The organism is Chryseobacterium sp., assembly GCF_008014695.1.
In the GTDB taxonomy this organism is placed as follows: Bacteria; Bacteroidota; Bacteroidia; order Flavobacteriales; family Weeksellaceae; genus Kaistella.
In genome coordinates this window covers 640,922-653,609 of the sequence record NZ_VOXE01000002.1, presented here as the reverse complement: position 1 = coordinate 653,609, position 12,688 = coordinate 640,922, and the positions used below count along the sequence as shown (strand labels likewise).

Here is a 12,688-nt window from a genome sequence, read left to right as displayed (position 1 = left end):
GCGTAGTCGTTTTCTGGAGCACCTGCGCAGCAACGGTTTAAATTCCGGATTAACATAATATCAAATCATGTCTTTGGTGCCTGAAATTCCCGTATTTTTTCTTTATTTGTATCACAAACAGTTCAGTATGCTTCCAGAGATTCAGAATCTGCATGAGGTCTGGCTTTCCAACCGGACCGTTAGCAATACACCACCTCATCAGATTTCATTTGATGATCTTACCAATTCCATTATCAGCACGGGGCCTTTTTCTTTCTATATCATCGATTTTTTTGATATGTCGCTATCGCACATCAGTCCGTCGGTGTATGAAATCCATGGTTTTGATCCGGATACCCTGCAGTTTAACGAAGTGCTGAACGCCATTCATCCCGAAGACATTGATTTCGTAATCAAGGCTGAAGCATTTCTTACAAAATTCTTTTCTGAAAACATTCCCAGAGAAAAACTCCTGAGCTATAAAATCAGCTACTGCCACCGCGGCCGGCTGAAAAACGGAGAATATGTGCTTTTCAACCATCAGGCGCTGATGCTCACGATGGACGAAAACGGCGGCTACGGCAAATCTTTAAACATCCATACGCGCATCGATCACCTCAGTAATTTCAATACCTATAAAATATCCCTCATCGGACTGAACGGTGAACCGTCTTTTATGAATTTAAGTCTGGATGAACCGAATGGCGATTCGAAGCAGTTCTCGAAACGGGAGATTGACATCATCAGGCAACTGGGGAATGGCCTAAACACTACTGAAATTGCCGAGAAACTTTTTATCAGCCCGTTAACCGTGAAAAAGCACCGCAACAATATTCTCGAAAAAACCGAAGCAAAAAATACTGCCCAGCTGATTAAAAACTGCATCCTGCAGGGAATTATTTAGTTCGTGTTCCTGAAAAAATACTCCTTTCGGCGTATTTTTTCTGGTCTGTGCATTCGGTAGCTTTGTTGACTAATGATCTTAACCCTTAAGAAAACAAGCTATGAAAACTTTGATCACCATCTGCCTTTTGATGGCAGCAATGTTCAGCGCAAATGCACAGACAAAGGACGAAACGCTTCGCTGGCTTCAGGAGAATTATTCCAACGGAAATATCCGGTATCCCGAATCCAATGTGGTGGAAGCCTCGCGGGAAAACCAACTGGAAATGACCACCGAAAGCATTAAAGTATTTAACAGTGGCGCATCTGCTCAGGAAAAATGGAAAGACGTAACGGAAGTTTCCTACGATAACATCGGTTATCAGGCCGGCCTTACCTATATCAAATTTAAAAACCAGTACAAAGGAGAAGCCGTCTTCATCAACATAGCCAATATGTATCTGGACACGAAGATTCTGGTGGAAAAACTTAAACTGATGGCCACCCTGAACGGTGCAGTCTTAAAATAAAATCATGAAAAAGCTGTTTATCATTGGTTTGGCTGCCCTCTGTGCCGTGACGTCGGCGCAAACAAAAAAGAACAAGAAGACCGTACCGGAGGTATCCGCTGCACAGCGCAATGCAACTCAGGGTGCTTCTTCCGCTACCCTCTCGTTAGAATCTATTATTAAGAAAAACATTGAAGCGCTTGGCGGCGCAGAGAAACTGCGCGAAGCGAAAAGCGCCATGGCATCAGGGGTCATTTACACTCAGCAGGCTAATGTTCCCATTAAAACGTGGATGGTCCATAATGAGGGACTGCGCCTGGATATGCAGATTCAGGGTCGGACAAATACAACTGTCGTAACACCGTATGGCGCCTGGACTCTTTTTCCGGCGCAACGACAAAAAAGGGCTGTAGACTCGGATCTGGCAACTGCCAGAGAAGGTGCCGAAGAGTTGGATATGACAGGAGACCTTCTCGACTACCGCAACAAAGGTAATACCGTTGAACTGTTAGGGTCAGAAGATGTGGAGGGGAATGAAGCATATAAACTGAAAGTAACCCGTAAAAGTGGTACAACAGTCCTTCTTTTTCTGGATGCCACCAGTTTTCTGCTTCTAAAAAGGGTTATTGACAAAACCATAGACGGTAAAGTAACAACAGTTACAGAACGATACAGCAATTACGCAAAAACCCCGGACGGATATGTGTATGCAACCGTATGCGACCATTCGCCTTCAGGATATTCTATAAAACTGATAAAGTATGAAGTGAATGCTCCTGTGGATCCTAAAATCTTTGAAAAACCGTAAGTGAAACGCTGCAGAAAGTCCCAAAGGAAAATTAAATTCAAATACAAATACATTACAACCATGAAAACCCATTTAAAAACCAAATTAAGAATCTGTCTTTCGATCCTGTTACTAATGTTCAGTATCAGTGCTGTGTACGCACAGGATTTCAGCGCAAGAGATATTGAGGGAAACTGGACGAGAGACGACGGTATGAAAATCAGCATTTTAGGAACTGCAAACTTTGAAGAAGGCGGTAACGCTTTGGTAATGGCTGTCGGAAAAAGCGGATGGCCATCAAGTACAGAACACTATGCCTTTAAATACAGAAAAATTAAACATGCGGGTGGCAATACCTGGAAAGGTGTTAACTACCGTCACCGGGTCGAAACAAATGCGCGGATCGAAGACGGTGAAGCGGTTTTTATTATGAGCGATGATAAAAAGTCTTTCAGAGCCAGCGGTTATACCTACCGAAAAAACCAATAATTTTTAAAAGAAAATACAGTTAATAACTCTAAATTAAATCAGCCCAACAATGAAAAAGCTATTTACAGTTTGCCTTTTCGCTATCAGTTTGATGGCCCCGGCACAGATCCAGAAAGAATATTACGACAGCGGCACCCTGAAAGCCACGGGTGACACGTATAACGGCAGGGCCCATGGTGAATGGAAGATTTATTACGAAAGCGGAAAACTGATGTCTGTGACGGAATACCGAAACGGTGAAACGGAAGGGAATTCAAAATCCTATTATGAAAACGGTGTTTTAATGGCAGCGGGAACGCATAAAAACGGAAAGCAGCACGGAGAATGGAAGTATTATGATGCAGACGGGGATCTTGAAGAAGTAGTGCAGTATAAAAACGGGAAAGCACAGGATGATTAAAAAATAAATGTGAAAGATCGATACCAAAAAATCCCCGCGTTTAAAACGCGGGGATTTACTATTGAATAAACGGGATTGCTTGCTTCGCTCGCAATTCCGGTTTCCGTCTTATTTTACTTCTTCGAAGTCAGCATCCTGAACATCTTCAGTTCCTGCGTTATTTGCAGACTGAGCGCCGTCCTGAGGCTGGCCTTGCTGACCAGCTGCGTACATTTCTTCGGAAGCGGCCATCCAGGCTGCATCCAAAGCTTCTGTTTTGGTTTTTACGCTTTCCATGTCTTTCGCTTCGAAAGCAGTTTTCAGTTCCGCATGAGCAGCTTCTACAGCGGCTTTTTTGTCGGCAGAAAGTTTATCACCAAATTCTTTCAGCTGTTTTTCAGTCTGGAAAATCAGTCCGTCGGCTTTGTTGAATACTTCCACTTCTTCTTTTTTCTTCGCATCAGCAGAAGCATTTTCTTCTGCTTCACGCTTCATTCTTGCAATTTCTTCCTCGGAAAGGCCTGAACTTGCCTGAATTTTGATCGACTGTTCTTTTCCGGTTCCTTTATCTTTTGCAGAAACATGTAAGATTCCGTTTGCATCGATATCGAACGTCACTTCAATCTGAGGAACGCCTCTTGGTGCTGGTGGAATGTCAGCCAGATCAAATCTTCCGATTTCTTTGTTATCGTTGAACATCGGTCTTTCACCCTGTCCTACTCTGATTGAAACTGCAGGCTGGTTATCGCTTGCGGTAGAGAATGTCTCCGATTTTTTGGTTGGAATCGTGGTATTTGACTCAATCAGTTTTGTGAAAACAGAACCCATTGTTTCAATTCCCAATGAAAGCGGCGTAACGTCCAACAAAAGAACGTCTTTTACATCTCCAGTTAGAACACCACCCTGAATTGCAGCTCCAATTGCCACTACCTCATCCGGATTCACTCCTTTTGAAGGTTTTTTACCGAAGAATTTCTCCACTTCTTCCTGAATGATCGGGATTCTTGTAGAACCACCTACCAAAATTACTTCATCAATATCTGAAATGGTAAGACCAGCATCCGCCAAAGCTTTTTTACAAGGTTCCATTGAACGTCTCACCAAATCGGCAGACAATTGCTCGAATTTCGCTTTTGTAAGCGTTTTCACCATGTGTTTTGGTCCAGTGGCAGTAGCGGTAATATAAGGAAGGTTAATTTCCGTCTGGGTTGCAGAAGACAATTCGATTTTAGCTTTTTCTGCGGCTTCTTTAAGTCTTTGAAGCGCAATTGCATCGGATTTCAGATCAACACCTTCTTCCGCTTTAAATTCGTCGGCCATCCAGTTGATGATCACATCATCAAAATCATCACCGCCTAAGTGCGTGTCACCATTTGTTGACAAAACTTCGAAAACACCGTCGCCCAAATCAAGGATCGAAACGTCGAACGTTCCACCCCCTAAATCGTACACTGCGATTTTCTGGTCTTTGTGTGCTTTATCCATTCCATACGCCAAAGCGGCAGCAGTAGGCTCGTTGATGATTCTTTCCACCGTTAAACCTGCGATTTCTCCGGCTTCTTTTGTGGCCTGTCTCTGGGCATCGTTGAAGTATGCAGGAACGGTAATTACCGCTCTTGTCACTTCCTGGCCCAGATAATCTTCTGCCGTTTTCTTCATTTTCTGAAGAATCATGGCCGAAATTTCCTGCGGCGTATATTCTCTGTCGTCGATTTTTACTTTTACGGTGTCGTTTGGTCCGCTTACCACTTTGTAAGGAACTCTGGAAACTTCGTTCGCATCATCTTTAAAATGCGTTCCGATAAATCTTTTGATTGAAAAAACCGTTTTAGTGGGATTGGTAACCGCCTGTCTTTTTGCAGGGTCACCTACTTTTCTTTCACCGTCTTCGGTGAAAGCAACTATGGAAGGAGTTGTTCTTTTACCTTCCGCATTAGGAATTACAACAGCGTCTTTACCTTCCATTACTGCAACGCAAGAGTTTGTTGTTCCTAAATCGATTCCAATTATTTTACTCATAGTATCTATTTTTATTATTTAAAATTTATTTTCAGTCACACAATCTCCAATTTTATACCAAGCAATAAATTGTGACAAATTGACACAGGATGTTCTGTAAAAAGAATTTGTGAATGGTATATTAATAAAAAATTAACACTGCCCTGAATCTGCTCTTACTTAATATCCTTATTTTTGAGAAAATATTATACAGAAAATGCCGAATCAGTTCAATCCACGGGATGTTACGTGGCTTGCCTTTAACGAAAGAGTTTTACAGGAAGCGATGGATGTTAATGTGCCGCTTCATCTCCGCATCCGTTTTATGGGTATTTTCTCGAACAATCTGGATGAATTCTTCCGGGTGCGCGTGGCGGGTCTGAAACGCGCCATGGATTTCAAGGATAAATACATCACTGAATCCTTTTATCAGCCCCCTACCAAAATTCTGCAGCAGATCAATGAAATCGTAATCAGCCAACAGCAGAACTTCGACAAGACCTGGAAAAAAATCCAGGCGGAGATGGCCGAACAAAAAGTCTATATCAAAACCGCCAAAAATCTGACGGAAAAACAGGAACAGTTTGTCCGCGGATATTTCGATGAAACGGTGGAAAGCAACGTGATCCCGATTCTGCTGCACGAAAATTCGCCAATGCCTTATTTAAGAGACAAATCGCTGTATCTGGGCATTGCAATGAGGAAAAATGAGAAACCCGGCGAAAGCAAATTCGCGATCATCGAAATTCCTTCGCGCGTCATTGGCCGCTTTCTTCTGCTGCCTGCCGAAGATGAGGAAGAAAAAAATGTCATGCTGCTGGAGGACGTCATCACGTTTAATCTTCCGCACATTTTCTCCTATTTCGGATATGATGATTTTACTGCACACTGTTTTAAAGTAACAAAAGACGCGGAATTTGATCTCGATAACGACATCAAGACCACGCTGGCCGAAAAAATTGAAAAGGGAATAAAGTCCCGCCGGAAAGGCAAACCAACGCGTTTTGTTTTCGATAAAGAAATAAATAAGGCATTGCTTGAATTCCTGATCAGAAAACTGAATTTAAGCAAAAAAGACAGCATTATTCCGGGCGGAAAAATTCACAATTTCCGGCATTTTATGGAGTTTCCGGATGTTTTTAAAGCCTATCAGAAGCCGGAGGAAAGAACCTCTTTCGACCATCCTGCATTCATCAACAAAAGAGTAACGGATGTGATTCAGAAAACCGATGTTCTGCTCACATTCCCGTACCACAATTATACGCCAGTAATCGATCTGCTGCGCGAAGCAGCGATGGATCCTGATGTGAAATCGATCCAGATCACCGCTTACCGATTGGCGAGTCATTCAAAAATAATCAATACACTGATCAATGCCGTAAGAAACGGTAAAGAGGTCACCGTTATGCTGGAACTGCGCGCAAGATTCGACGAAGAAAGCAATCTGGGATGGAAAGAAATCCTGGAGCAGGAGGGTGTAAAAGTACTCCTCGGAATTCCGAATAAAAAAGTGCACGCAAAACTCTGCGTCATCAAAAAAAGAGCGCATAACCGAACGGTTCAGTACGGATTCGTGAGTACCGGAAATTTCAATGAGAAAACGGCAAAAATTTACGGCGACCATTTGCTCATGACTTCAGACCGCGGAATTATGGCCGACATCAACAAAGTGTTTACCGTACTTAAAAAACCGACAGAAAATATTCTTCCCGTCCTTAAATCCTGCAAAAAACTCATGATATGTCCACAGTTTATGCGCGAAAAAATCCTCCATCATATCGACAGGGAAATTGAAGAAGCCAAAGCAGGACGGAGATCGGAGATTATCATCAAAGTAAATTCACTAAGCGACAGAACTTTAATCCAGAAACTCTACGAAGGAGCATCGGCAGGCGTTACCATAAAACTCATTGTAAGAGGAATTTACTGCGCGGTGAACCAAAAGGAATTTGCGACGAAAATTCAGGCCATCAGTATTGTTGATGAATATCTGGAACACGCGAGGGTCATGTATTTTTACAATAAAGGGAATGAAGATATCTACATTTCGTCTGCCGACTGGATGACGAGGAACCTCGACTACCGGATCGAGGCTGCCGTAAAAATCACGCAGAAAAATCTCAAAAAGGAAATGAAGGATTTGCTCGACATTCAGCTGAGTGACAATGTAAAAGCCAGAATCCTTGACAAAAATATGCGGAATGAATACGTAAAAAACGATAAAACAGAAATCCGTTCACAGATTGAAACCTATAAATACCTGAAAAAGAAATCGGAATAAAACGTCGCTGAGAATGAGTATTTTTGTCCAGAATTAAAACCAAATAATGAGAATAGCGGCCATAGACATCGGAAGCAACGCGGCGAGGCTTTTGATCAATGAAGTTTCGGAACCCCAAAAAGGAAAGACCGAATTTACGAAACTTAATCTGCTGCGCATCCCGCTGCGACTGGGAATGGATGTTTTTGCGAAAGGGAAGATCGGGGAAGAACGGGAACAGATGGTCCTTGATTCCATGCGTGTTTTCTCGGATCTGATGAAAATCTATAAAGTGGAACATTACCGCGCGTGTGCAACCAGTGCGATGCGCGATGCTGAAAACGGCCCGGAAATCATCCGCAAAGTCAAAGAATCCTCAGGAATTAACATTGAGATTATTTCAGGTGACGAAGAGGCGACCTTAATTTATGAAAACCATGTTGCAGAAGGTCTTGACAAAGATTTTGCCTATCTGTACATCGATGTTGGCGGCGGGTCTACGGAACTCACCTTCTACGAAAACGGAAAAATGGAATATGAGCATTCCTTCAACATCGGCACCATAAGATTGCTGAATAATCTCGTGACAGAAGACCACTGGAAAGAACTCAAAGAAGAAATCCGGAAAAACATCAACAGCAAAAAACCGATTCTGGCCATCGGTTCAGGGGGAAATATCAACAAAATTTTCTCCATGAGCAAAACCAAAGACGGCAAACCCATGTCGACGGCGTATCTGAAAAAATATTATAAAGAAATGAATGAGCTTACGCTTGAGGAACGAATGAGCAAATTCGGGCTGCGGGAAGACCGGGCCGACGTTCTGGTCCCGGCGCTGGAAATATTCAATAATGTGATGAGCTGGTCTGAAATCACCAAAATTTTTGTTCCCAAAATCTCTGTTGCCGACGGCCTGATTCACAGCATTTATGATCATTTACAGAAAAAACCGGTTTAACCTGGTTGGATTGTTTTAATAAAAATAAAAAGACGGACTTTAAAGCCCGTCTTTTTTTATCATTATTAATCGCATCTACTCTACACTCAGAACCTCCAGAATTTCCGGGGCGTGCTGTTTGATGGTATTTTCAACGCCGAGTTTCATGGTGGAAAAACTCATCGGGCAGCCGTTACAGTTGCCCTGAAGTCTTACGTACACTTTCTGATCCTTGACATCGATGAGTTCTATATCGCCGCCGTCTTTATTCAGAAACGGACGAATGCTTTCGAGTGCAAACATTACTTTAGTGACGGTGGCTTCGTGATTTATTTCTGTAGTCATTTTTTGTTTTTTTGATATGAACCAAATGGTCTTCCGGACGAATCCTTATTTTTTGGGAGAACAGCCGGCCATCGTCGTAATTTTAACGGCTTCGGTTGCGGGAAGGCTTTTATTTCTTTCCACGAGACTTTCAATCATATTCTGAGCCGTGGTTTTGTATATTTCTTCAATTTTAGAACCTTCCTGAAGTGCTGCAGGTCTTCCCACATCACCGGCTTCACGGATGCTCTGAATCAACGGAATTTCTCCCAGAACCGGTATCCCCAAATCTTCCGCCATATATTGTGCACCCTGATTACCGAAAATATAATATTTGTTTTCCGGCAATTCTTCCGGTGTAAAGTACGACATATTTTCAATCAGACCTAAGACAGGGATGTTGATGCTTTCCATCTGGAACATCGCGATTCCTTTTCTTACATCGGCCAGCGCAATATGCTGCGGCGTACTCACAATAACAGCTCCTGTTACCGGAACTTCCTGGATAATGGAAAGATGGATATCACCTGTTCCCGGCGGCAGATCGATTAAGAGAAAATCGAGTTCACCCCAGTCTGCGTCGCGAATCATTTGGTTCAAAGCTTTGCTCGCCATTGGTCCGCGCCATACTACTGCCTGATTTGCTCCGGAAAAATATCCGATTGACAGCATTTTCACGCCGTAATTTTCGATCGGTTTCATCAGGTTTTTACCGTCTTTCTCCACAGAAATAGGTTTAGCACCCTCTGTATCGAACATCGTTGGAACCGAAGGTCCGTAAATATCAGCATCGAGAATCCCGACTTTGAAACCCATTTTTGCCAAGGTCACTGCCAGGTTAGCAGCAACGGTAGATTTCCCTACTCCACCTTTTCCGGAGGCGATGGCAATGATGTTCTGGATTCCGGGAATCTGTTTTCCTTTGATCTGGTTCTGCTGAACCTGGGAAGGTTCCGGCGAAGCGATTTTGAGTTTCAGAACAACTTCTTCTCCAAATTCCGAAGCAAAAGCCTGCTTCATGGCCGCTTCGAGTTTTTTCTTTTCGTGCATGGCGGGTGAATGGGCGGTCATATCAATATAAACATCATTCCCCACGACCTGGAAATTATTCACCAGATCATCTACTTCTATCTCTTTCAGAAACTCCTGAACTTTAACTTTCGTCAACATAATTTTACGCTAAATTGAGGGACAAATTTACGGATTATTTTCTTATTTAGAATCAATAAAAGCAATAGATAAAGTTCATGTTTTGCCTTTCCTTATTTTTTTTGATACCTTCACTGTTTACTTTCTATTATGAAAAAAACCGTTTTTTTTATCTTTTTTCTTTCATTTCTAAGCCTTAATGCGCAGGATTTCGCCCAATATGTCAATCCTTTTATTGGAACCGGCGGCCATGGTCATACTTTTCCCGGTGCCACAGTACCTTTCGGCATGGTTCAGCTCTCTCCCGACACGAGAATTGACGGCAGCTGGGACGGCTGCAGCGGATATCATTATTCTGACAGCATCATCTACGGATTTTCTCATACGCACCTTAACGGAACAGGCGTATCCGATTTTGGAGATATGATGCTTATGCCTACGATGGGCACTCCAAGTCTTGATCCTAAAAGTTACGCTTCAGGATTTTCGCACAAAAATGAGAAGGCAGAGGCCGGTTTTTATTCCGTTAAACTCAATAAATATGATATTGATGTACAACTCACGGCTACCAAACGGGTCGGTTACCATGAATACACGTTCAACAAAACCGGAACCGCAAATATTATTTTGGATTTAAATCACCGCGATAAACTTCTGGAAGGCGAAGTAAAAATCATTGACGATAAAACGGTTGAAGTCTTCCGAAGAAGCGAAGCGTGGGCTACAGACCAGCATGTTTACGCCCGAATCGAGTTTTCAAAGCCGATGAATCTTTCGAAAACAAAAAAAGCTGGAAAAAGTACAGATGGAGTTCAATCAATTTTTAATGGAAATGAATTAGCTTTAGCATTATCTTCATCAGTAAAAAAAGGCGAGAAAATTCTCGTGAAAGTTTCCATTTCCCCGACAGGGTATGAAGGTGCCGAAAAAAACATGCGTGCCGAAGGAAATTCAAATGATTTTGAATCCATTAAAAAACAGGCCCAAACCGATTGGAACAAAGAACTTTCAAAAATTGAAGTCACCTCCGCTGACCGCGATAAACTCGCCGTCTTTTATACGGCACTTTACCACACCATGATGCAGCCGAACATCGCAATGGATGTCGACGGCAAATACCGCGGCCGCGACCGTAAAATCCATACCGCAGAAAACTTTGGCTATTATACCGTATTCTCCCTGTGGGATACCTTCCGCGCCTACCATCCTTTGATGACTTTAATCGACAAAAAAAGAACTTCTGATTTCATCAATACCTTCATCAGACAATATGAGGAGGGAGGCAGGCTGCCGGTTTGGGAGCTTGCAGGCAATGAAACCTTCTGTATGATCGGTTACCACTCAGTCTCTGTAATCGCTGATGCGATGGTTAAAGGAATTAAGGGCTTCGATTATGAAAAAGCTTTTGAAACTGCAAAAAAATCAGCGATGGAAGACCACTTTGGGCTGAATGCCTATAAACAGAACGGATATATCTCTGTGGAAGATGAGCATGAAAACGTTTCAAAGACTCTGGAATATGCCTACGATGACTGGTGCATTGCCCAAATGGCTTTGGTTCTTGGCAGAAACGATGATTACCACTATTTCATGAAACGTTCCCAGGGCTGGAAAAACCTGTACAATCCTGAAACGGGTTTCATGCAGGCAAGAAAAAACGGAAACTGGGTACAGCCTTTCGAACCGCGCGAAGTGAACAACAATTTCACAGAGGGAAATTCGTGGCACTATTCCTTTTTTGTCCCTCAGGATGTTGAAGGGCTCATCAGCGCTCATGGCGGAAAAGCAAATTTTGAAAAATTTCTGGACCGTATGTTTTCGGCTTCAGAAAAAACTACCGGCCGCGAACAGGCAGATCTGACCGGTTTAATCGGACAGTATGCTCAGGGAAATGAGCCCAGTCACCATATCGCCTATCTTTATAATTTTGTGGATCAGCCGGCTAAAACAGACGAAAAAGTTAAATTCATTCTCGATAATTTTTACAAAAACACCCCCGACGGACTGATTGGCAATGAAGACTGCGGACAGATGAGTGCTTGGTTTGTCCTGAGTGCCATGGGAATTTATCCCGTTACACCGGGCAGGGCAGGCTGGGAAACGACAAAACCTTATTTTGAAAAAATAAAAATTAATTTTGACGACGGAACATCCAAAGTCATCACTCCGGAGACTCCAAAAGGTCAGCTGCAAACCCTCGGTTTTGAAAATCTGAAAACAAGAACCGAAAAAAACACTGCACAGGTCGTAACGGCACCGCTTGTAACCGCACAAAGTCCTGTTTTTGAACAACCGATGAAGGTGGAATTGAAACCACTTCATCCAAAAGACCGAATATTCTATCTGACGATAAATGAAGATGATGCGAATGTCAGAAAACGGTTTATTCCCTATAAAAAACCTTTCCTTATTGCAAAAACAACAACTGTTTCTGCCTATTCTGAAAACACAGGGGTCAAAAGTTCTGTAGTAAATGCAGTATTCTACCGGAAACCGAACAACTGGTCTATTGAAACCCAATCCGTATACAATCCGCAATATGATGCAGGTGGAAAAACCGGTCTGATTGATGGCGTTTTGGGCGACGAAAACTGGAGAAAAGGCAACTGGCAGGGATTTCAGGGCCAGGATTTTGTGGCCATAGTTGATCTAAAAATGCAGAGAAAGATCACTGAAATTTCATCCAGATATTTGCAGGACAGCCGCAGCTGGATTCTGATGCCCTCTGAAGTGGAATATTATCTGTCCTCCAACAATAAAGATTTTTTCAGAATGGCCACGGTGGAAAATACGTTGGATCCGAAAGTCACCGAAAACACCATCCGCAAATTCAGGGCGCAGATTGTTCCTACAGAAGCCAGATATCTTAAAATTGTGGCCAAAAATTTCGGAAAACTTCCGGAATGGCATCAGGGTTTTGGCGGTGAAGCATTTATTTTTGTGGATGAAATTGAAGTGAAATAAGCAAAAAAAACTTCGGGACTACTCCCGAAGT

General features: G+C 42.7%; 11 protein-coding genes. 8 read left to right on the top strand and 3 right to left on the bottom strand.

Annotated elements, in window-relative coordinates:
* Positions 1–127 precede the first annotated feature (127 nt).
* From FUA25_RS07455 to FUA25_RS07435, 5 genes are all read left to right on the top strand, one after another.
* Positions 128–883, top strand: a complete 756-nt coding sequence (locus FUA25_RS07455) for a LuxR C-terminal-related transcriptional regulator (protein ID WP_147756268.1) — start codon at positions 128–130, stop codon at positions 881–883.
* Between the two features lie 100 nt (positions 884–983).
* Complete coding sequence (locus FUA25_RS07450) at positions 984–1,391, top strand: hypothetical protein (protein ID WP_147756267.1); 408 nt, start codon at positions 984–986, stop codon at positions 1,389–1,391.
* A 4-nt stretch (positions 1,392–1,395) separates the two neighbouring features.
* Positions 1,396–2,178 carry a hypothetical protein gene (locus FUA25_RS07445; RefSeq protein ID WP_147756266.1) on the top strand — a complete coding sequence of 261 codons (783 nt, stop codon included), beginning with the start codon at positions 1,396–1,398 and terminating at the stop codon, positions 2,176–2,178.
* Positions 2,179–2,238: 60 nt separating this feature from the next.
* Positions 2,239–2,646, top strand: a complete 408-nt coding sequence (locus tag FUA25_RS07440; protein ID WP_147756265.1) for a hypothetical protein — start codon at positions 2,239–2,241, stop codon at positions 2,644–2,646.
* A 49-nt stretch (positions 2,647–2,695) separates the two neighbouring features.
* Positions 2,696–3,046 (top strand): toxin-antitoxin system YwqK family antitoxin, encoded by a 351-nt coding sequence (locus FUA25_RS07435; protein ID WP_147756264.1) that lies wholly within the window; start codon positions 2,696–2,698, stop codon positions 3,044–3,046.
* Positions 3,047–3,154: 108 nt separating this feature from the next.
* On the opposite strand, the gene dnaK is transcribed toward FUA25_RS07435, so the two are convergent.
* Positions 3,155–5,044, bottom strand: a complete 1,890-nt coding sequence (gene dnaK, locus FUA25_RS07430; RefSeq protein WP_147756263.1) for a molecular chaperone DnaK — start codon at positions 5,042–5,044, stop codon at positions 3,155–3,157.
* Positions 5,045–5,240: 196 nt separating this feature from the next.
* Between dnaK and ppk1 the strand changes: the two genes are divergently transcribed.
* Positions 5,241–7,304, top strand: coding sequence for a polyphosphate kinase 1 (ppk1, locus tag FUA25_RS07425; RefSeq protein WP_147756262.1), 2,064 nt, complete (start codon positions 5,241–5,243; stop codon positions 7,302–7,304).
* 46 nt (positions 7,305–7,350) lie between these two features.
* Complete coding sequence (locus FUA25_RS07420; protein WP_147756261.1) at positions 7,351–8,241, top strand: exopolyphosphatase; 891 nt, start codon at positions 7,351–7,353, stop codon at positions 8,239–8,241.
* A gap of 75 nt (positions 8,242–8,316) precedes the next feature.
* Here FUA25_RS07420 and FUA25_RS07415 read toward each other — a convergent pair whose 3' ends face one another.
* Both FUA25_RS07415 and FUA25_RS07410 read right to left on the bottom strand, forming a co-directional pair.
* Positions 8,317–8,565, bottom strand: a complete 249-nt coding sequence (locus tag FUA25_RS07415; protein WP_147756260.1) for a NifU family protein — start codon at positions 8,563–8,565, stop codon at positions 8,317–8,319.
* 45 nt (positions 8,566–8,610) lie between these two features.
* Positions 8,611–9,714, bottom strand: a complete 1,104-nt coding sequence (locus FUA25_RS07410; protein ID WP_147756259.1) for an Mrp/NBP35 family ATP-binding protein — start codon at positions 9,712–9,714, stop codon at positions 8,611–8,613.
* A gap of 129 nt (positions 9,715–9,843) precedes the next feature.
* Here FUA25_RS07410 and FUA25_RS07405 point away from each other — a divergent pair, with 129 nt between their 5' ends.
* The gene (locus FUA25_RS07405; protein WP_147756258.1) at positions 9,844–12,657 is read left to right on the top strand and encodes a GH92 family glycosyl hydrolase; all 2,814 of its coding nucleotides are present in this window, start codon (positions 9,844–9,846) and stop codon (positions 12,655–12,657) included.
* Positions 12,658–12,688 lie beyond the last annotated feature (31 nt).